This window comes from Oscillatoria sp. FACHB-1406 (assembly GCF_014698145.1).
GTDB lineage: Bacteria > Cyanobacteriota > Cyanobacteriia > Cyanobacteriales > Spirulinaceae > FACHB-1406.
The window spans coordinates 1-20,387 of record NZ_JACJSM010000031.1 but is presented as its reverse complement, the minus strand read 5'-3'; the positions used below and the strand labels follow the sequence as shown (position 1 = coordinate 20,387).

Sequence of the window (20,387 nt, the reverse complement as noted above, 5' to 3'; positions counted from 1 at the left end):
AGACGTTGTATACAACGTCTCTACAGGCAATTTGTTTTATCTTAAGTCAATGCCATTGAACTATGACTTAAAAAACCGAACGTCGCGGCGGCAATTGTGCGGTAACATCCAAGGCTGAGTCAAGGGCGACATCGAGATCGCGGTTAGGATCGATAGACACTAATTCCGCCGAATTATTGCGCCCGCCCAACAACCAACCGCCCAAAGCGCCCAAACCCGTACCGCCCAAAACTTCAATAATCCCAATCGAGCGATCGCCCGTAATCAAAGAAATAATACTCGAAGCCGCCGCACCGATCGCAGCACCGCTTAAAATCGAACTCAAATCGGTTCCCTTCTCTACCGTTTCCCGGCGCGTCACCACCTGAGAACGCGCTTGAATCGGCAACTTACTGCCATCAGGAAAAACCAATTCTTGGGCGACGAACTGGGAACCGCCGCTTGCCGGTTGAATTTGTCCGACTAACTGACTGCCGTAAGGAATCAAAACGCGATTGCGATTATCCTTAACATTAGCAGCAACAGTTAACGTTAGCGGCGAGGTTTCTTCCTCCGTTACCAGAATTTTTTCTGCCTTTTCATATTCGAGTGGGATTTGGGTTCCCGCCGGAATTTTAACTTGTAGCGAATCTGTCCGACGATTTCCCCGTCCGGGAAATAGTTGTGCTGAAGCATCCATCGGAGTCAAAATCGGGGTTACTGTCCCCGTCAGCAGCGACAGCGCTAGAAACGTAGCAGTTCCAGATTTCCAGATAAACATAGCGGTAGTTAAAAATGCAACTTTTAAAACCCCATGCAGGGCTAGGATTCTGGTTTGCATGACGCGATCGCACGGCAAAAGTTCCAAACTTCAAGCCCTCAAACGCTTGCCAGCTTCTAAATTCTCCTCAAAAATCCCCGTCTTGCCGACGACCTGAAAAAGTAATATGCTTCTATAGACTTGTACGCCTAAGCATCGAGCATTGCGAAACGATGAAAGATAAAAAAAAGAAAAAAAAGAAGTTAAAAAAGCCAAAAATTCGCGCCATTACTCTCGGCTTAATTCGCGATGAGACTCGCTTATTTGTTGCCGAAGGTTACGATCCGATCGAAAAAGAAACTTTCTATCGCGCCTTGGGCGGCGGTATCGATTTTGGGGAAAGCAGTTTAGCCGCAGTCCAACGAGAATTCCAAGAAGAAATGCAAGCGGAGTTAGCTAATCTCCGCTATTTGGGCTGTATTGAAAATATTTTTATCTACAACGGCACGCCCGGTCACGAAATTGTTCTCGTCTATCAAGGCGATTTTGCTGACTCGCAATTGTACGAAGTAGACGAAGTAGAATTTGTTGAAGGCGAGACTCAAGGAAAGGCAGTTTGGGTGGAAATTTCGCGTTTTCAGTCGGGAGAATTGCGCTTATATCCAGAAGCCTTTTTAAATTATCTGTAAGCCGTGGTGGAAATAACTTAATTTTTCAATCAATCTTGCAACAATATCCCCGAACTCACCCAAGTTACTGTCCCTTATCCCAATCGTTCCGCTTCGGGGTGATGCGCCCCTCACCCGAAAACCGATCTACACTACTAACAGAGATGTTCATTCTGCTTTAATATTTATTCGCTCGCATGAGTCAGTCGATTATTCCATCCAACCTCAATAGTCTCGCGCCCAACCCCTCTGGTGATGCACAGTTGGGCGATAAAAGCAATGCTTTATCCGAATTTGTCCAAGAAACCTTGGCTTTAACCAAACGCCTATTTATCCAACTTCAGCGTCGTCCCTCAACCTTGATTGCAGGCGTAATTCAACCGTTTATGTGGTTGGTGCTGTTTGGCGCGCTGTTTGCCAATGCGCCCCAAGGATTTTTAGGGGGCGATATGAGTTACGGTAAGTTTCTCGCGCCGGGAGTGATTGTCTTTACGGCGTTTTCTGGCGCGCTGAATGCGGGTTTGCCGGTAATGTTCGATCGCGAATTCGGATTCCTTAACCGCTTGTTGGTTGCTCCCCTCTCGACTCGTTACTCGATTGTCGCCGCTTCCACTATCTATATCATCAGTCTGGCTTTCGTGCAAACCGCTGTTATTATTGCGGCGAGTGCGTTGTTGGGTGCGGGTTTGCCGAGTTTGGCAGGCTTGGGGGCAATTTCTTTGATTGTCTTCCTTATCGTCCTCGGTGTAACGGCTTTAAGTCTCGGTTTAGCCTTTGCCCTACCGGGACATATCGAACTGATTGCCGTTATTTTTGTGACGAATCTCCCGCTGTTGTTTGCAAGTACCGCCCTCGCACCGATGGGGTTTATGGCGGGTTGGTTGCAGTGGATTGCTTCTTTTAATCCTCTCACTTACGCGATCGAACCGATTCGGTATTTGTACCTCAACAGTAATTGGGGATTGGGAAGCGCTGTTATGCAAGCGCCTTGGGGAAGCCTAAATTTTGCAACTGTCCTCATCGTTTTGCTGGCTTTTGATGCTGCAATTCTGCTGCTTATTCAACCCCTCCTACGCCGTCGCTTTGCTTAGAGGATTCAGCTAGGAAGATTGGGGGCGTTCGCTTAGAGCGTCCCTACGCTAATTTGTAATTCGTAGTTCGTAATTCGTAATTCGTAGTTCGTAATTCGTAATTCGTAGTTCGTAATTCGTAATTCGTAATTCGTAATTCGTAATTCGTAGTTCGTAATTCGTAATTCGTAATTCGTAGTTCGTAGTTCGTAGTTCGTAACTCAGCATTCAGCATTCATAACTCATAACTCAATCATTCATCACTCATAATTTATAAATGTATGTCTATCGCAGTCGGACTTTTGAAGAACAACTGAGCAAACAAAGTAGTCTAGGGGAGCATTTCGAGAATTTCTGCCGCGAACTGGAGGAAATGACGCTCGATCGCGCTTTTTCTCGGTTTCAGCGCCTTTATCCCTACCTCAAGCGCAAGGAAGGCAATTTACGCTTAATCGCGCGGGTGCAGCGCGTTGGCGACGAACAAGTGCTATGCTGGCTGACGGTATTTAGACGCGGCGATCGCGATTACGAGATTTTTTTGCGCGATCGCGCTCTCAAAAGTCCATTAGACGAACGCGACTTACAAGATTGGCTAAAGGCGCAAAAAGCCAAGCCTTCTAAACTTCAAACTGTTTCTACTCCGCCCTTGGATGAATCCTTACGCCCCTGGTTGGAACGTCCTGACTGGATTATCGATCGCAAAGGTAGCCTTGTGTGCGAAAGTCAGGAGTGGATCGAACGATTTGCAACGGCGGAAATTCAGGAGCATTGGGAAACATACTACCGCGCGATCTCAACTTTAGTCGATAACACCGTCGCTTCGGGCAAAGAAACCGCCTACCGCGACGTTTACCTTTACGACTGCGACGGCTGCTTCATTCTCTACCGTAAAATTACCACCCTCGATCGCCCCCCGCGCCAAGTTTTATTTCTTCTCGCCCCGTTTACAGAAGCGCCTTGCGAAAATGCGATCGATCGCGTCCTCGCAAGCATTTGCGGCGATAATAGCCCCCACGGGGATAAAACTTGTCTGCCCCTCACTCTCACCCTAGAAGAACTAACTCCCATCGCCTATCGTGCTTACCCGAGCTATTTCCTCGCTGATGAAGACCGCTGGCGACTGCTACAAAGCGAACAGGAAATTAATCTGGCACTCTCTAGCGAAGAGGAAGCCATTCTTCACGCCGTTTCTACCGCGCAACCCTCCCTACCTTTATTTTTAAACGGACAGGCTGGAAGTGGCAAATCGACGCTGCTTTTTCATTTATTCGCCGACTACTGCAACCGCCATTTTGATTATGCGAGTGCCGGAGAACGGGATTATTTTGCCGCGCCCCATCCTTTGTTTTTAGCTTACAGCGATCGCTTGCTCGAAGTTGCAAAAAAACGAGTTACCGCGCTTCTCGGCACTCATCACCGTTTTTTAGAGCGGCGCGCCCACTTAGATGCTCTCCCCAATCTTAGCCCATTTTTCCGCACCTTTCGCCCTTTTTTGCGCGATTTATTGCCCCCACAAGAACGCGATCGTTTCCTCCGCGCAAACTACATTTCCTTTCATCGCTTTCGCCAACTCTTAAACTCAAAAACCGGCGTTCGTTCTTCCCCAGAACGCTGCTGGCAAGCAATTCGTACCTTTATTAAAGGGTATCATTTCGACGAACGAGAGGCTTACTTAGAACTCGAAGATTACGCCGAAATTCCGAAAAAAGAACGAACGATATCGGAAGCCGAATTTAAAAGCATTTATCAGTCCGCATGGCCTTGGTATAAAGACTATTGCCAAAAACGCAATCTTTGGGACGACCAAGACTTAATTAGAACCGTCTTGAAACTGAAATGCTATCGTCCCGATTATACCGCAATTTTTTGCGATGAAGCGCAAGATTTTACGCCCTTAGAATTGCGTTTAATTATGCGTCTCTCTGCTTTTTCTCAGTACGATCTCGAACGCCAATACGTTCAATGCCTGCCCTTTGTCTTTGCCGGAGATCCCCTGCAAACTTTAAATCCAACGGGCTTTCGCTGGGAAAGCTTAAAAGCCGCCTTTTATAACGAAGCGATCGCGGCTTTATCGCCGACGGGACAATTAAATCTCGAAATGAATTTTACGGAATTAGAATATAACTATCGCTCGATCCCGGCAATTGTTGGCGTTAACAATCTCATTCAACTTTGGCGCAGCGTTCTATTCGATCTACCCGATATTCAACCGCAGCAATCCCGGAAACTCGGCATTTTTAAACCGCAAAAATTAATTTTAGGAGTCAATTTAACCGCAGAAACCTTAAAGTATACCTTGCCGGATGCCATTATCATTATACCCTGCGATGAAGGAGGAGAAATCGATTATGCGCGCCGCGATGAAATTTTATGCGAACTCTTAACTGAAGCCCAAGGCGATCGCTGTCCTTGGAATGTCTTAAGCGCTACCGCTGCTAAAGGGTTAGAATTCAAACAAGTCATTCTTTACAAATTCGGAGAAGCTTGTCCGCCGCATCTCTGGGAAAGAAACGAACAGACAATCGAAGCTCAAAAATACTTTCTTAATAAACTTTACGTCGCCACGAGTCGAGCGACAGAACGCTTATTTATTATCGATACTGAAACGGGAGATAACCAGTTATGGCGTTGGGCAAGCGATGAAGCCTGCATCGATACATTTTTGCAAAGAAAACCCGTAAAAAAAAATCGCGATCGCTGGCATGGAAAACTACACCCAATCTCATTAAGCGATGGGTTAGAATTGTTAAAAACAGACGACTTTCCCACAATCGCCCAAACCTTTTTAGAGCAAGGATTAGAAACCAAAAATCCCGAATTGCTCCGCCGCGCGCAAGGGGCTTATCTTCGCTTAAAAGAAGAAAAGCTCGCCGCCTTATGCGAAGCTTTTGCCCTAGAATTTGAGGGGAATTTTTTCGAGGCAGGATGGCAGTTTGTCAAACAAGGAGAACTGCAACAGGCGTGGATTTGTTTTTGGAGCGGAATGTACTGGCGGGATGCACTCGCGATTGAAGAACAGTTTGGCAAAAATGCCGCTTTTATCCCCGATAAATTCCAATTAGCAGTGGCTCGCTTTCTGGCGCATCCGCAAGCCAATTTTCAAAGTCTCAAACATTTTAGCTTATTTCTTGAAGGAGAAGCAAAGCAACGAGAAGAACGCCATTTTTCACCGCAATGGCAAGCCGCGATCGCGAGCTTTATTCGCCAAATTAAAGCACTGATCCACCAGCCCGAAGCGCGATCGATTCCTATCGAGCAATGGCAATCTTGGGGCGAACTACTCGATCGTTTGACGGCGGAGAAAGAAGGGAGCGAAAGAGAAATTGTCGGCGATTGTTTTTATTTAGCAAAAGATTACGATCGCGCCCTGAAAGCTTGGGAAGCCGCTAAAACCACTCAAAAGCTAGAGTACCATCTCATTAAAGCGAAAATTCTGGGGTTAAACGATGGTTTAAACTATCTCCTAAGCGCCCAGCAGCACGATGCAATTTTGATGCTGTGGCAGCGAAAAAATCGCCCGCGCGCGGTGGAATGGATGAGAGCAATTGCGCCCGCCTTAAAAATAAAAGAACGATACTTTGAAGCCTTAGTTGCCTACAGTGACTTGGACGACTTAGCGGCTGTTAAAAGTTGTTTCGATCGCGCCTTTCCTCGGAAACAACAAAAAGTTTTAAAATACTATCTCAACTACACGCTGCAACAACAGCATTGGGAAGAAGCAACCGCAGCGATAGAAAAATATCTCCCCGTATTACTGAGTCCGGAAGCCGACGCAATAGGCTTAAAATATTGGCTTGTTGCCGCGATCGCCCGTTCTCCCTTAACCTCGAATAGATTAGACCGCGATCGCCGCCAACTACTCGCGCGCTTCATCGTTCGACACATCCTCACCGACAACTGGACGCAACACCTTTCCATGCAGCACGTCGGGATTGCCCTCGAGAAAATTGGTTCCCTAATCGAAACCCTGGAATTTTACGAACGCTACCTCAAGACTTCCCCCATTGCGCGTCAACGCTGGTTAGCGACTAAAACCCGCCAAGCAGCCCACTTCCGCAAACTCGGACACCTCGCGCGCGTCGAACGCATTGAAGTCGAAATTCGCGCCAAATCTCAACAATGGGGGATTAATTGCGATCTCCTTCCCCTCACTCTCCCTATCGCTTCCGTTCGCGAAGTTAAGGCGAGAACTGCCCCCACAATTTCTGGTTTGCCTCCGGATTTTCCCATCACTTGGGAAGGGACAAAAATTTGCCGCTTTCAGTGGCAGCATTTAAAAATAGAAATTTCCCTGCAAACGCAACAAGTCTCGATTGTAGATACCCGCAGCGAACAATACTTGCGTCTCGACATTCCCTTGCAGCAAATTAGCCTTGGTGCAATGGCAATTCGCAGTCAGGGCGGAGAACGCCTTAATTTCCAAGATTTGAAGGGTGGATATAAGGGGGTTGTACTCTACAACGGTTCTGCACCGCGTCTGATGCTACGAGTGCGGGGGCTAGAAAAAGCGATCGCGATCGCTTTTTCCTAAAGTGCTAGTCTGATAGAAAGACTTTCGGGTAGGGTGCGTTAGGTGCAAGCTAAATTTCGCAAAAAGAGATTGATTTTTTGGCATTAACCTCCCCCGTAGGGTGCGTTAGGCGCAAGCTAAATTTCGTAAAAAGAAATTAAATTCTTGGCGCGCCGTAACGCACCGCTTTCATACCAATTCTCATTGATTTTGCACGATTCCCGAAGAGGGCATAACATTGTGGCTGCCCCTACCGATAAAATTTAGTGCATCAAGACTGAAAACTGGTATAACACACCATCTTCGCCAATTAACCTACTTTCCACTAACAGCAGCTTAGCTAACTCTAGTATATTGTCAAGAATAATGGAACCCATTAAAAACATCCTCCTCGTTCATGGTTTTTGGGCGGACGGTACTTGTTATCAAGACGTAATTCCAGCCCTTTTAGCAGAAGGATATAACGTCATTACCGTTCAAAATCCCCTCACTTCCTTAGCAGATGATGTTGCAACAACGAAACGCGCCTTAGACAGAATTGAGGGAAAATGTATTTTAGTCGGTCATTCGTGGGGCGGATTTGTCATTACTGAAGTTGGCAATGACGAACGAGTTGCAGGCTTAGTTTATCTCGCAGCCCTCGCACCCGATACGGGAGAATCAATGATGGACTTAATGAGTAAATATGGCTCCCCCTCACCCCATTTCCAAGAGGAAAATGGATTTGTTTGGATTTCTAAAGAAGGAGTTAAAGAAGTTTTTGCTAATGGCATCTCAGAAGAAAGACAAGCCCTTATTTATGTTACCCAAACCCCACCCGCAGCCGCTCTAACCGTTGCCAAATCGAGTTCTCCCGCTTGGAAAAATAAACCAAGCTGGTATATTTTAGCCACTGAAGATCGATCCGTTCCTCCGGAATTGCAGCGCGAATTATCCGAGCGCATGGGAGCAAAAACTACTACGGTAGCCTCTAGCCATTGTCCCATGATTTCGCATCCACAAGTCGTGTTAGAAGCGATCCGTGAAGCAGCAGCAAACAGTTAATACAGCGCTCGCCGTTACTCAGTAACGCTCGTTTTTTTGTTTATATAGCGTTTTTCATAAGCGTGAGGTACGGATTCCAAAATCAAATCGGTAGGGGCGCAAGGCTTGCGCCCGTTGGGTGTACCTCACTCACGTGAAAACTGCTATATAGCGTTGTTCAAATGGATGAGGTGCAAAAAATTAAATTAGATTGGTAGGGGCGAATGGTATTCGCCCGTGCGGTGTATCTAACACAAACAAAAAATGTTACAAAAGTCAAGTTGAATTAAAGTTTTCTTTCTATACAAAGAGTTATTAAGGCAGAACAAAATCTAATACCGATTCTCATTGATTTTGCCCGATTTCCGAAGAGGGCATAACAATGTTATGCCCCTACAGCAAAAAATTTAGTGCATCGCGATTGGGAATTGGTATAAGTCTGGGCGGCTCTGAAAGAATTCAGAAAAGCCGTAATCCCGTGTTAATTCCCGATGAACTTATGGCTAAATAACTTCTAACCAGCCGGGATGCGATCGCGTTTTCTTCGCAGATTCCTGGCTCCACCGACTGCCCCGCTCCTTCTGCCGAAGCCAAGCGAGCGATCGAAGCAAAACGAGCAGTCCCCGCAACGATAGGAGTTTCAACCATTCCACGGATTAGCAAAATTTGCTAGCCTAAGCTAATAGCTTTGGGAAACGAAAAACGTGGATATTCAAATTGGTCGCGGAAAAACCGCAAGACGCGCTTACGGCTTTGATGAAATCGCTTTAATCCCCGGACAGCGAACCCTCGATCCCAGTCTCGCCGATACTCGCTTCTCGATTGGCAACATCGAACGTCAAATTCCGATTGTTGCTAGTGCGATGGATGGGGTAGTAGACGTTCGCATGGCGATTTTACTGTCGGAGTTGGGCGCGCTGGGAGTCTTGAATCTGGAAGGCATTCAAACGCGCTATGAAGATACTCAGCCTATCCTCGAGCGCATCGCGGCTGTCGGGAAAACCGAGTTTGTCGAGTTGATGCAGGAACTCTACGCCAAACCGATTCAACCGGAACTGATTCGACAGCGCATCGAAGAAATCAAGGCGGGCGGCGGAATTGCGGCAGTCAGCTTGACTCCAGCCGGGGCGGTTAAGTTTGGGGCAACGGTTGCCGAGGCAAAGGCAGATTTACTCTTTATTCAAGCAACCGTCGTTTCAACCGCTCACCTCGCTCCCGAGAGCGTCGCGCCGCTGGATTTGGTTCAATTTTGCAAAGAAATGCCGATTCCGGTCGCTTTGGGTAACTGCGTGACTTACGAAGTAGCGCTCAACCTAATGAAAGCAGGAGCGGCGGCGGTGATGGTGGGCATCGGTCCTGGGGCGGCTTGTACCTCTCGCGGGGTGTTGGGCGTTGGCGTGCCGCAGGCGACTGCTGTGGCTGACTGCGCGGCGGCTCGCGACGATTACGAACGGGAAACGGGTCGTTACGTGCCGGTTTTAGCCGATGGCGGCATCGTGACGGGGGGCGATATTTGTAAGTGTATTGCCTGCGGTGCGGATGCGGTGATGATTGGTTCGCCGATCGCTCGCTCAGCAGAAGCGCCCGGTCGGGGCTACCATTGGGGCATGGCTACGCCGAGTCCGGTTTTGCCGCGCGGGACGCGGATTAATGTCGGAACGACGGGAACCTTAGCCGAAATTTTAGTCGGCCCCGCCCGCCTCGACGATGGCACTCACAATCTTTTAGGGGCGCTGACGACGAGCATGGGGACGTTAGGGGCGAAGGACATTAAGGAGATGCAGCAGGTTGAAGTCGCGATCGCGCCCTCGCTGCTGACGGAAGGAAAAGTCTATCAGAAAGCCCAACAGTTAGGGATGGGTAAATAAGGTCTGCTGGATAATTGACAATTGACAAGGTTGAGGTAGCCATCGATTGAAAGGTTTTCCTCATGACTTCCCCGATCTTTGAGTCTGAGTCGGCGTAGAGTTTGACTCTCGATGACATTGCCATCAAGCCGCCTGTACTTCTTGCTGACTCAGTTCTCAGCGTTATTGAGCAAGCCCCCAATCGGGTCGCTTTAATCTATCGGGTTCGCCGCGATCGACAAATTTGTATTCCAAGGCGGCGAAACTCGGGGGGCTAAAACCAATTCTCCGAGTTCGGACGATATATCTTGAGGCTGAAACCCCTAATATATCTAGGTTTCTTCATTTTTGATTTTTAATTTTTAATTTTGAATCAGCCAGAGGCTTTTTTTCGAGTTCTCGATCGCATCTTTTCGCTTCAATATCTCCAGATGTGCGCCTTGCTACAGTAAATTTTCCGGTTAAAGTAATCGAGAAGCGATCTCTCCTTCCCTTTTCGATTTTCTCCCTCTGAATTAACCGAATCGATCTCCCAATCTTCTCTCTCACTACTTCAATTTACTTCGAGCAGAGAAATACTTAAGTTGCACCCGATAAATCGCGCTAATGCGAACTCGCCAAAGATGAGAACCCCCCCGTCGTAAAACCAGAGTTACTGGAGTTGCCCAAAGCGCCGCCGCAGCGCCAAGAGTGCGGTCGGAAAAGCGATGTTACAAATTCCCCAAGCTCTTGACTCCGGCCTCCCATCTAGAGTATCGACGTGGTACGCTGAGGAATTATAATTTCTGAGAGATCCGAGCGATCGCATCGACTCGGAAAACAAAAGCGTCAAAGAAAGACTCGCTAATCCTTAGCGAATAAATTTACAAGTTACTATTTACGATTAAAGTCTAGAGCAAAAAAAATGCGATCGCGCGCTCGAACTCAACCGTCCATGACCTCTCTCGACTACAAACAGCAAGCGGCATCTTGGCAAGCCGAACCATTCCCCGAAGCCGACTCGCCTTTGCCCCCGCCAGCGTCAGCGGAAGTGGCGGCTCATTCAATGCCAGCCGTCCGCTCGATTCTCGATTGTCGTTTCACCCAAACCCTCGAGCAGGAATACGGTCCGCATTGGGAACGGATGGAAAAATACTCCAAATATACGTTTCGCGCGGCGCTGTCGCTGTACGTCTTTTGGAGTCAATGGCTGGCGGCAGAACGCCCCGAAGACTTGATGGCCGAGGCGATCGAACAAACCAACAGCGACTTACGCCTCGACGATCCGGCCATTTACGAAGCGCTCGCCGCCTGTATCGAGTTTTCGCTACAAGACCTCGAGCGACTGCTGCTCGCGATCGGCGCGCAAATCGCCGAGGGCTGCTGGAGTCCCAATTCGTAAGGCGCAATAGATCGTGGTTAATTCGTGCGGAGTCCCTTAATACAGATGCACCTACAGCAGCAGCAAGAGCAATCGGCAGTCATTCCCAAGCAAAGCTTCTGGCCGTTTATGAAAATCAACCCGCTCATCTGGAAGACCGCTCTCTGCCTAACCGTCGGCGGAACAGCGCTCGGCGGTTCGATGCTCGTAGCCTGGGCCGTGTTTCAGCAAGACAAACCTCAAGACTTAACGCTAACCTTAAAACGCCCTCAAGTAACCCAGCGCGACCCCAACTGGCTGACCGACCTTAACTACTGCGCCCCCGAAACGGGCCGCACGATTATGGACTGTTACGCCCAGATGAAACTCTGGTTGGAATATGTCTTGAAAACAGTTCAGGGCGATGAAGCGCTGCGCTACCGCAGCAAAGCCTCGGAATTCATGACCAATCCGAAAGTGCTTGAATGCTACGGTCGCCCCCAACAGGTCTGCTTGCGAGGCTTTGCGCGATTGCTCTCCAAGGATATGGAAAAAAGCTTCACGCTGCCGGAAAACCAACGTAACGCCGCTCTAGCCGGGGCCATGATCCAATACCTCGCGCTCTCTGAAGCTCGGATAGGTTCCCCGGAGTCGTCCGTTGCTCCGATTGACGCATTGATCAAGCGTATCCCCGAAAAATTCGAGTCAGATTTAGCCCTTTACTACACCAGCGAGGGGATTAATGAAAAAGCCTTGAAAAGTTTAGGCGATCGCTACGAGTATCGCGTAGAAGTTGAGGAGAAACCCCATGATGCCAAAACCCGCAATCCTTAAGCTGAGCGCGATCGTCGGGAGCTATCTCCTTGCAGCTTGTTTGGCCTTCGCTGCCATTCCTCAGTTTAAAGTTCAAGATGAAGAAACCCTCTCGGGAGCCGTCCGCTCGATCCAGGAAGCCTTTAACACCAACGAAAGCAACGTCACGATCGTGCTGCCCGCCAAAGAAAAACGCCATCCTTGGAGTGGCTTTTTTGCCCTCTCTTCGGTGATGTTTGCCTGTTTTGGGACGGGCGGCTTGATTTGGATGCTATTTGGAAAAACGCCGGAAACGGAGTCGGTCGAGTTTCAGCCGCGCGGGATTTTGCCCCCCTCAATCGCAGCGCAAACGCCCGTTGACTCGAAGCCCGCAGGCAGTAGTTGGTCGGCAAGCCTCGAGACCGAAATCCTCGAAACCCGAACGACGCAACTGCAACCTCGCAGTTTTGAAGAACGCCGACAACAGTTATTCGACAAGCTCCGCCACTCTCCCCAAAGCTGGGTTCTGCAACTCCTCGAAGCTACGCCGATCTTAATCGGGGGAGAACCGCGATCGGGGAAAACGGAACTCGCGCAATTTATCGCTTTGTTGCGGGTTCTATTTGTCAAGCACGAAGTAGAAGTCAACGATCCTCAAGGACATCTGAATGCCTGGGCCCCTTGCTTTCCGGTGTATGGCAGTAACTTTAATTACACCGCGATCGACCTCCGCTTGCGAGACTATCAAGAACGCCTTACCCAAACGCCTCAGTACCCGGTAACAACCATTTGGGAAGATTGCTTGCAATATCCTTACCATTGTTCCTCGCAACGAACCGAAGCGTTTAACTTAATCAAATCGACAGCGACCGAAGCCTTAAAAAAGGAAGAGTTTGCAATCTTAGTCAGTCAAGAGCGACCGCAACAGGTTTCTGAGGAAGTCCAAAACCTGCTCGAAAATTATTTCGTTCAAATTCACTTATTCGCCGAGCGCAGTTCGACCGGTCGCGCCCTGCCCTCGGGACGCGGGTTATTACGGGGTTTGACCAAAGATATTTACGGGATGCCCGAACAATCCGAAATTCATCTGCCAGAATGGATGCAGGTTCGTGTTTTACTGGAAACTTTTCCGGAACTGCAAAGTATTCCGAGTGCGGTGAAGCACTCCCACTCCTCGCCGCCGCGCGACCTTTACCCCCGCGCGCCCGAAGGGATTCGCGACGCGGATCGCACCCCCCGAACCGATACGAGCGCGATCGATTCCCTCAGCCCGACCGATAGCGCGCCGTTCGCGCGTACTCGTCCCGAAACAACTAGCTTCCAAGCGGCGACGACCTCGAGACCGCCTTCGCAACGCTTGCAGACGATCGCGCAATTTATCCGCTACAAACAGCAAGGATTGAACAAAGAGGAAACGATTTACAAAATTTGGCGAATTGTTAAAAGTGCTTCGCAACAATGGGAAGATGCTAGCATCATGCACGACAGGATGTTTGATGAATATCGAGACTTCATTGAAGACCGCCGCAGTCTAGATGAGTTGGATCGCTTTGTTTGAATGCTACCCTACGCGAGTAACCAGGCTCGCACCAGATCTTCGAGGACTGGGTGGGGTTTGGGAATTTATCCCTCTCGTTCGTTTTTATATCGATACGCACCTTCAGGAGTAAGATATGGGTAACAAATACAGCAGTAGGCGGAATAATTACCTTCCTCCAATGGATGCTTCTCCCGCCGATCGCGGGAACGCCCTCGTTAGTTGGGAAGCTTATCAAATTGCCCGACAAGATGCCGTCGCGCAAGCTGAAGAGATTCTTTCGCTCGACCCCTCGGGTATTGTCGCCGCTCAGAAAATTGCCGTTAAAGCTTGGTGGCGCAATAAGCTACACGGCTCGGTCTATTTGGTCGGTTTGATTGCACTGCCGATCCTGACGTTAGGATTTGGGTTTCACGCGATTCGAGGCGCGCTTTTCCCCGCCCCGATCGCGGAAAACTCGAATTTAGAGTATCGCGCCGGTAATAGCGTCGGTCGCGCGCTGAATACAACTTGGAAAGGCATGAAACCGGGCATTGCAGCGGTGGAAGTCGAGTTGCGCCAACAAGAACAATTAACCACTCCTGCTGCCCGACAGCCCGTGACGACAGCAGCGGCAACCGTGGAAAGCGCTCCGATGCGCGCTTCTTCTCGATTGTTGGAAGTGGCAGATCGCTCGGCTGTCCCGACCGAACAGAAAGCTGGGATGTCGGCAAATGGATTAGATCCCCAAGCTCAACAAGCGATCGAGCAGTTTCTTAAGTAAGTAATGGGGAATTGGAAGGTTGGGGAGAGTTAGCTTTCGATCTTTCACTCCCCAATCGAGTTCGGTCAAATTCTCGAATCTGACGACGATTACAATGATTAGCTTTAGAACGAGCAACGTTGTTGCAATTTTAATTGCTGTATTTGGGTTTTACTGTTCGCTAACGGGACTGACTCCAGCCCACCTTGCGATCGGTTTCAGCGATCGCACGCAAAAAGTCGCAAATGACACCAATAAATTGGTTAATAATGTCGTTTCTCTCCAGGAAAGAGAAACGCCCCCAAGTCTTGTCCTTTCTCAAACCGAGCAATGGCAAACCGTCCCCCCTCCAGCAACGAATTACTTAGATTCACATCGGCTGACACGCCATACTGGGAAATCAAGCGACGAGAGTCGGCTCTCAAACGTGGAGATTTCCTCACCGCAATAATCGTGATGGGACTGGCACTCTCGACAGTCGAACCGAATATCAATCGGGCGATCAAAGTCAGTCCTTTCGGGCGTTTTTTCGCGCAATTCCCGATTCCAGCGCTGCGCTCGCCAAGCCAGCAAGCAAAGCTGAGTTTAGATTGGAATAAAACGCCGAAGGTGGGAGATGCGATCGCGGGCTATCGGGTGACGAGCGGTTACGGACCGCGCACTAAGCCTTGCCCAACTTGTTCCAGCTATCACCCGGCAATTGATGTAGGAACGCCCGTCGGAACCCCGCTCCACGCGATCGCGGATACGACTGTTAAGTGCTGGCAAGATGCTAACGGCGGCGGATTGGTGGGAGAGTACGCGCTTCCCAATCGCACGATCGTGCAATTGCTCCATCTGTCCGATTGTAAGGGCGGTAACGCAAAAACGGGTGACGTTATTGCCAAGAGCGGCAATTCAGGGATTGGTTCGGGCGCGCACGTCGATGTTCGCTTGAAACCGCGCTCGGTTATACCGCCGACGGAATTAGTCGAGCGAACGCTGACGGGAAAAACGCCGAGCGAAAAAAACCCCGGCTTGAAGTTGGCGATTTTAGGAGAGCAGAACTCAAAACCCAAAGGAATTAAACCGCTGTTTGTTCTGCCCGCGCGCGGTACGCTGACGCGGGGACTGGATAAGCAAAAGCATTTAACCTGCTCGGTGCATTGCGGTGTCGATATCGCGAATGCGGAGGGTACGCCCGTGCAGGCGACGGCGGAAGGCGAAGTGGTGTTCGCAGGGGAAGACGAGTATGGATTGGGAATGGCGATTCAGATTGCCCACGGCGGCGGGATGTATAGCGTTTACGGTCACAATAGCAAGTTGTTGGTGCGCGTCGGCGATCGCGTTCGTCAAGGGCAGCAGATTGCTTTGATGGGCAAGACGGGCAAGACGAAAGCCTCGAATTTACACTTCGAGTTACGCTGGCAGAATAATGCAGTACCCGGAGCGAAGGGAATGGCGAATCAGTGGCTCGATCCCCTCGAAGTTCTCGATTTTTCGGAGTTTCCTCGCGCGAAGGGGGTAGTTCTCAGCGATCGCACCGTTGATGGGGCGAACAATCCCTAGACAGAAGTTGAGATGAAGCGAATCTTACTCGGTGGTTTAGTCGGCGCAGCCCTAGGAGCGGCGGTTCAACTCGGTACGATTAATTGTCCGAAAATTCCTTTATTAGAACTGGGCTGCGTCGCTTGGAAAGCTCCCGGCGCGATCGCCTCGGGAGCAACGACAGGTTTTATCTACGGCGCTGTCGCTGTCGCGGGATTGGGCTTACTGCGCCGCAAGTACGGACACAGCGACGAATTTGATTGGCGCATCTTGACATGGGGTTCGATTGGTGCTTTAGGACTGTTTTCGCTCTATCCTCCCACCTTGAACGCAACGCAAGGTTTAGCAGATCGGGCGACGCAGCGGGTGAAGGAGACGATTTTTTTAGGCTCGGTTTCTCAAGATTTGATTCGCCGCGCGATCGGTCACGCCGAGGGGAATTTAACTGTATCGGGGGAGTTGACCTCGCTGTATTACGGTCATACCGATCCTGGAAATGGCGTGCGGAATTTTGGCTACTGCTCGAATCAAAATCGCACGTCGGGCGTGAATGGTGCGGATGAGAGTTGCGATCGCTATATTGGTCAGTTCAAACCGAGGGCGGCGAAGGAATTACTCTTAGCGGGAATCGACCTGAAGGATAAGGAAGCTTTGCTCAATACGCTCGATTTAGCCAATCAAGCCAATCCTCGCACCTTTCCACGCTTTCCCCACAAGTTGTCTGAAGCGAGGGAGAAGGGGCTACAAGGAATCGAGGCGATTACTTACGCAAGAGTCCAGTCTTTTGGGACTGGCGGGCGGGAAGCAACGGGATTGATCGGGATTTGTCGCCGCGAAAATCGCCCCGTTACGGATGAAGAGTGCGTCGCCTACGACCAGCGACGAAGAGCGAAAGCGATTCGGAAAGTTTTAGAACGCGAATTAGGCAATAACGCTGCCAATGCTGAAATCCCTTCTTCCGGAAGTTAGTTCTAAGCCGTTTTCTCTTTACTATTCACGATCCTTTAGATGTAATACATGATAGCTGCTTGCGCGCGCGCATCCCGTCGCTCGCATAAATCTTGGAGGGTGTAATGCTGCAAGACGGTTAAGGTGCGATCGCGGATTTCCTGCCAAACCTGAGTGAGAACTTCGCCCTCTACTGTTTGGCAGAGTGTCTCTAACTTATTGCGAGAGTTTAAACTTTCCAAACAGGCGATCGCGTCGAGTAAGTTAATCTTCCAAGGTTCTCGCGCCAAAATATAGCCGCCCTTCGCCCCCCGCTGACTCAAGACTAACCCCCCACGCCGCAATGCAGCGAGGATTTGTTCGAGGTAGCGATCGGGAATTCCTTGTTGCGTTGCGATTTGGCGGATTTGTAACGGTTCGCCTCTCGAATAATGACTGGCTAACTCCATGAGCGCGAGTAGGGCATATTCCGTCTTACAAGACAGTTCCACAGACTTTTAGCAACCTTTAAGGTGAACAGAACATACAATCGGATCCAGTATACTCCGGTTCTCCACTAGAGTTATGGAGTTTTAGGGGTTTAATTCCGCAAAAAAAAACCCCGCTCTTAAGCAGGGTAAGCTTTTCAAATAAATTTAGCTGAGTTCAGCTAAGGTTTAACTTAGAACTTGAAGGTCGTTCTGAGCGTACCGATGACGATCGGTTCGCTGTTGTTGTTTTGGTTCGGACGAGTCAACCAGATCACGCCGGGAGTGATGGAAATATTATCCGTCACTTGGTACTTGTAGAAGCCTTCAACGTGCCAGCCGGTATCCATACGGAAAGTGTCGCGGCTGAAGAGTGGCGAGGTGCTGTTAATACCGCGCAGGGTCGGTTGGATGCCACCGAAGAAACCGAGAACGCTACCTTGCTTCCCAAAGTCAGGGAAAGCAACGCCGCCGCCCCAACTCCAAATGTCGGCATCGCCGAGGTTAATCAGCGTAGCATCCGTTTTAGTTACAAAACCGCTGACAGAGATACCGCTAAAGGGACGGAAAGCAACTTCCGCACCGTAAGAGTTTGTAACCGTTGCACCGATACCCAAGCCTCCGCCACCAAGGGCATTACCCGGATCTGCTTGAAACAAAGGATTATTAGCCATGTAACTGCCAACAACGCCCGAGTTGGAAACAAACTGACTGGAATCATTAAAGGTTCCAGTAGAACCTGCTCCATAAATCGGACTGCCGTAACCGTGATAACCGTGGACGTAGGTTAAACCAACTGCAAAGTAATCAAACAGGTTAAAGTTAGCTTGAGCTAAGGCTGCGTAGTCGCCGTTAAATAAGCCTCGACTCTGCCCTGGGTTATTCGCTTCACCTGCTAAGTAACCTAACGTTACCGTACTCGGTCCGATAACAGACTCGAGGGGGCTAAAGCCAAAGCTGATTGCTGCCCCAGCACCACCACCAACTCGGTAGATTGGGTTTTCCGAAGCAAAAGTCGATAACGCGCCATTACCGCCATCGTAGTCTTCAAAGTAGGGGTTGGTCGTCGGGGCAATATCGCTCCAAATCCCACCAGTCGCCGCAACGTAAACGTAAGAGTTGTTCACGCCGAGGGTATTGATACCTGCAAACGGGAAGTAGTAAGCTAACCAGTCAACTTTTACGTTGTTGTCGAAGTTCTCGCTGGGTTGCAGGTTAAAGGTTTGAGTTCCTTCATAAGTACCAGTGGTATCTGGGTTGCCACCCGTTGGGAACGGCAGCGAACCGCCCGTGAAAGAACGTAAATTTCCAGCCGCAAGACGAGTGACCAAACGGTCTTTACCCGTGAAGCTGGTGTTGAAGGTCAAACGAACGCGATCTCCAAACGCTGCTTCGCCGATGCTGCTTAGGGTATTATTCAGACCGCGATCGTTACCGAAGTTGTTGGTGAGCGCGAAGATGACTTCCCCACTCAACTTGGTGGTCGTGGAGAATTGGTGATCTTCCAAGAAAGCAGTACGTGCTTCCAGGTTATCAACGCGGGTGCCGAGCGTTGCCAGTTCGGCTTCAAACTCTTGCATCAAACGACGCAGAGTTTCTAAATCTTCTTTCGTTACAAAGTCGGTGGTTGCTTCTGCAATCAAACGTTCGATTTGGTTTAAGCAAGCGTTCAAACCGGCTGCGAACTCGTAACGACTCAAGGGGCGATTGCCTCGGAAGGTTCCATCGGGATAACCGACGAGACAGTCATAGCGCTTGATTAAGTCGTCTAACGCTTGGAAAGCCCAGTCGGTCGGACGAACGTCGCGGAATTTAGAAGCGCCTTGAAGGCTTTGACCTGCGGCTGGGTTTTCGTTGCTGTAGAGATTGATTTCCCGTAAAATTTCCGCATTGTTAGCGTTTTGAGCGATTTGCTCGACGCTGCTGGTTGCGGTTGCGTTGGTTTCCGGGCGAACTTCGTTAGAAAGGGCAACTGCTACCGGTAATTTCGGTGCAGCGTTTTCAATAGGCTGCGAAGCTTCAATTGCTTTCGCTTCTGTCGTCGTATCTTGCTGGGCTACGGGAACTACTTCGGCTGCCTTCACTTCTTTGAGGTTAGCCTTAGTAGCGTCGCTCAACTCGATTTCGGCAGCTTTTTGTGCTGCTTCCGGTTGTAGCGCCGCGTTGCCTTCTGCTGCTACTGCCGCAGAGGAGACTGCCAGTGCTGCTCCTAAAGCAGCATGACCAATCAGTTGATATCTCCAGAGCAATTTCAACATATTTTTTTCCTCACACCTTGCTCTAAATGGCTTCTGTCGATTTCACTCGGTATTATACATCACCTGAATCGGCGATCGCATAACTTACCGAAGTGTTCGCCGACAATGATAACTCATTACTCGACAAAGTAACCGAGTTCTCCATTTAATTATAAGTCCAGTTTGCCGAAGGAGCGCTCTCAAATATTCGGGGTTGACAGACCTTTTTGATAAGAATTTCTTTCTTTTACACCGCTAAGCTTAGAAACTCTAGGGTTCGACAGGAGGGGGAGGTTAGTAGCGATCGCGCTTCCCGCTAACTTCTGATTAAGAATTTTAATCACCGATCGCGTCCGAGTCCGCCCTTAAAAACTATCCGCTCTTACTCGATACCCGACAGAAACAGTCGTAGCACTCGATGTAAGAGCGGTCTAGCGGATCTTCATAATTGGCACCTGACTGCCGGGAGGAACTATAACCTTAAAAACTTCAATGTCTCCCAGACAGGTTCTCGCTACTTCCGACTGGTCGGTAGAAGCGAGGAAGATTTCAAAAAGTTATAGTACAGCCCCGGCACGCAGCCGGTTAACTCCAAATTGATGACCCTTAAATTTACTACTACTCTCGCTCATGGGCATCACCTCCTGTAAAGAATGAATTTTGCAGTACATCGTCCCAGTTAGGCGTTCAATCCAATGCTGAAACACCTGTAACTTACAATAACACAACCTTCAGCAAGAAAGCAGCCTAAAAAAAATCGCCCCCACTCCTGTGGAGGCGAAACCATCAACTAGAAAGTATTGTGCTTACAGAGCATTACCGCGAGGTAAGACTTCTTCAGGGAATACAAACTTCTGATGGGGTTGGTCTTGGGGAGCCAACCAAGCCCGCATACCTTCGTTCAACAAGATGTTTTTGGTGTAGAAGGTTTCAAATTCTGG

The 20,387-nt window shown here is 49.5% G+C and carries 16 protein-coding genes and 1 pseudogene; 12 read left to right on the top strand and 5 right to left on the bottom strand.

Annotation, left to right across the window (positions count from 1 at the left end):
• Window positions 1-67: 67 nt before the first annotated feature.
• A complete protein-coding gene (locus tag H6G50_RS21875; RefSeq protein WP_242032937.1) occupies window positions 68-847 on the bottom strand; it encodes a hypothetical protein in 780 nt (259 codons plus the stop codon).
• Between the two features lie 125 nt (window positions 848-972).
• On the opposite strand from H6G50_RS21875, the gene H6G50_RS21870 reads away from it, so the two are divergent.
• The 4 genes from H6G50_RS21870 to H6G50_RS21855 all read left to right on the top strand — a co-directional run bounded on the left by H6G50_RS21870 (window position 973) and on the right by H6G50_RS21855 (window position 8,031).
• Window positions 973-1,428 (top strand): NUDIX domain-containing protein, encoded by a 456-nt coding sequence (locus H6G50_RS21870; RefSeq protein WP_190721336.1) that lies wholly within the window; start codon window positions 973-975, stop codon window positions 1,426-1,428.
• Between the two features lie 176 nt (window positions 1,429-1,604).
• Entirely contained in the window at window positions 1,605-2,498 is an 894-nt protein-coding gene (locus tag H6G50_RS21865) for an ABC transporter permease (RefSeq protein WP_190721334.1), read from the top strand.
• 256 nt (window positions 2,499-2,754) lie between these two features.
• The gene (locus H6G50_RS21860) at window positions 2,755-7,008 is read left to right on the top strand and encodes a 3'-5' exonuclease (RefSeq protein ID WP_190721332.1); all 4,254 of its coding nucleotides are present in this window, start codon (window positions 2,755-2,757) and stop codon (window positions 7,006-7,008) included.
• A 345-nt stretch (window positions 7,009-7,353) separates the two neighbouring features.
• Window positions 7,354-8,031, top strand: a complete 678-nt coding sequence (locus tag H6G50_RS21855) for an alpha/beta hydrolase (RefSeq protein WP_190721331.1) — start codon at window positions 7,354-7,356, stop codon at window positions 8,029-8,031.
• A gap of 438 nt (window positions 8,032-8,469) precedes the next feature.
• On the opposite strand, the gene H6G50_RS21850 is transcribed toward H6G50_RS21855, so the two are convergent.
• The gene (locus tag H6G50_RS21850; RefSeq protein WP_190721329.1) at window positions 8,470-8,658 is read right to left on the bottom strand and encodes a hypothetical protein; all 189 of its coding nucleotides are present in this window, start codon (window positions 8,656-8,658) and stop codon (window positions 8,470-8,472) included.
• Window positions 8,659-8,714: 56 nt separating this feature from the next.
• Between H6G50_RS21850 and H6G50_RS21845 the strand changes: the two genes are divergently transcribed.
• The 8 genes from H6G50_RS21845 to H6G50_RS21810 all read left to right on the top strand — a co-directional run bounded on the left by H6G50_RS21845 (window position 8,715) and on the right by H6G50_RS21810 (window position 16,763).
• Window positions 8,715-9,878 (top strand): GuaB3 family IMP dehydrogenase-related protein, encoded by a 1,164-nt coding sequence (locus H6G50_RS21845; RefSeq protein WP_190721327.1) that lies wholly within the window; start codon window positions 8,715-8,717, stop codon window positions 9,876-9,878.
• Window positions 9,879-10,791: 913 nt separating this feature from the next.
• On the top strand, window positions 10,792-11,238 hold the full coding sequence (locus tag H6G50_RS21840; RefSeq protein WP_190721325.1) for a hypothetical protein: 447 nt from the start codon (window positions 10,792-10,794) through the stop codon (window positions 11,236-11,238).
• A gap of 24 nt (window positions 11,239-11,262) precedes the next feature.
• On the top strand, window positions 11,263-12,030 hold the full coding sequence (locus H6G50_RS21835) for a hypothetical protein (protein WP_190721323.1): 768 nt from the start codon (window positions 11,263-11,265) through the stop codon (window positions 12,028-12,030).
• Window positions 12,005-13,546 carry a hypothetical protein gene (locus tag H6G50_RS21830; RefSeq protein ID WP_190721321.1) on the top strand — a complete coding sequence of 514 codons (1,542 nt, stop codon included), beginning with the start codon at window positions 12,005-12,007 and terminating at the stop codon, window positions 13,544-13,546. The genes H6G50_RS21835 and H6G50_RS21830 overlap by 26 nt, the downstream gene beginning before the upstream one ends.
• A gap of 160 nt (window positions 13,547-13,706) precedes the next feature.
• Entirely contained in the window at window positions 13,707-14,288 is a 582-nt protein-coding gene (locus H6G50_RS21825) for a hypothetical protein (RefSeq protein ID WP_190721319.1), read from the top strand.
• A 94-nt stretch (window positions 14,289-14,382) separates the two neighbouring features.
• A complete protein-coding gene (locus H6G50_RS21820) occupies window positions 14,383-14,718 on the top strand; it encodes a hypothetical protein (RefSeq protein WP_190721316.1) in 336 nt (111 codons plus the stop codon).
• Between the two features lie 5 nt (window positions 14,719-14,723).
• Window positions 14,724-15,815 (top strand): peptidoglycan DD-metalloendopeptidase family protein, encoded by a 1,092-nt coding sequence (locus H6G50_RS21815; protein WP_242032941.1) that lies wholly within the window; start codon window positions 14,724-14,726, stop codon window positions 15,813-15,815.
• Window positions 15,816-15,827: 12 nt separating this feature from the next.
• The gene (locus tag H6G50_RS21810) at window positions 15,828-16,763 is read left to right on the top strand and encodes a hypothetical protein (protein ID WP_190721312.1); all 936 of its coding nucleotides are present in this window, start codon (window positions 15,828-15,830) and stop codon (window positions 16,761-16,763) included.
• A 35-nt stretch (window positions 16,764-16,798) separates the two neighbouring features.
• On the opposite strand, the gene H6G50_RS21805 is transcribed toward H6G50_RS21810, so the two are convergent.
• The 3 genes and pseudogenes from H6G50_RS21805 to H6G50_RS21795 form a co-directional block, all read right to left on the bottom strand.
• Window positions 16,799-17,233 carry an Rrf2 family transcriptional regulator gene (locus tag H6G50_RS21805; RefSeq protein ID WP_190721310.1) on the bottom strand — a complete coding sequence of 145 codons (435 nt, stop codon included), beginning with the start codon at window positions 17,231-17,233 and terminating at the stop codon, window positions 16,799-16,801.
• A gap of 170 nt (window positions 17,234-17,403) precedes the next feature.
• Entirely contained in the window at window positions 17,404-19,467 is a 2,064-nt protein-coding gene (locus H6G50_RS21800) for an iron uptake porin (protein WP_190721309.1), read from the bottom strand.
• Between the two features lie 785 nt (window positions 19,468-20,252).
• Window positions 20,253-20,387, bottom strand: a pseudogene (locus H6G50_RS21795) (photosystem II D2 protein (photosystem q(a) protein)); the annotation flags it as partial.

Excerpts from the sequence above, each read along its gene's own strand:
- H6G50_RS21860 (WP_190721332.1), top strand. The coding sequence starts at position 2,755 with ATGTATGTCTATCGCAGTCGGACTTTTGAAGAACAACTGAGCAAACAA.
- H6G50_RS21820 (WP_190721316.1), top strand. The coding sequence starts at position 14,383 with ATGATTAGCTTTAGAACGAGCAACGTTGTTGCAATTTTAATTGCTGTA.
- H6G50_RS21855 (WP_190721331.1), top strand. The coding sequence starts at position 7,354 with ATGGAACCCATTAAAAACATCCTCCTCGTTCATGGTTTTTGGGCGGAC.
- H6G50_RS21815 (WP_242032941.1), top strand. The coding sequence starts at position 14,724 with ATGGGACTGGCACTCTCGACAGTCGAACCGAATATCAATCGGGCGATC.
- H6G50_RS21850 (WP_190721329.1), bottom strand. The coding sequence starts at position 8,658 with ATGGTTGAAACTCCTATCGTTGCGGGGACTGCTCGTTTTGCTTCGATC.
- H6G50_RS21810 (WP_190721312.1), top strand. The coding sequence starts at position 15,828 with ATGAAGCGAATCTTACTCGGTGGTTTAGTCGGCGCAGCCCTAGGAGCG.
- H6G50_RS21800 (WP_190721309.1), bottom strand. The coding sequence starts at position 19,467 with ATGTTGAAATTGCTCTGGAGATATCAACTGATTGGTCATGCTGCTTTA.
- H6G50_RS21870 (WP_190721336.1), top strand. The coding sequence starts at position 973 with ATGAAAGATAAAAAAAAGAAAAAAAAGAAGTTAAAAAAGCCAAAAATT.
- H6G50_RS21830 (WP_190721321.1), top strand. The coding sequence starts at position 12,005 with ATGATGCCAAAACCCGCAATCCTTAAGCTGAGCGCGATCGTCGGGAGC.
- H6G50_RS21840 (WP_190721325.1), top strand. The coding sequence starts at position 10,792 with ATGACCTCTCTCGACTACAAACAGCAAGCGGCATCTTGGCAAGCCGAA.
- H6G50_RS21825 (WP_190721319.1), top strand. The coding sequence starts at position 13,707 with ATGGATGCTTCTCCCGCCGATCGCGGGAACGCCCTCGTTAGTTGGGAA.
- H6G50_RS21865 (WP_190721334.1), top strand. The coding sequence starts at position 1,605 with ATGAGTCAGTCGATTATTCCATCCAACCTCAATAGTCTCGCGCCCAAC.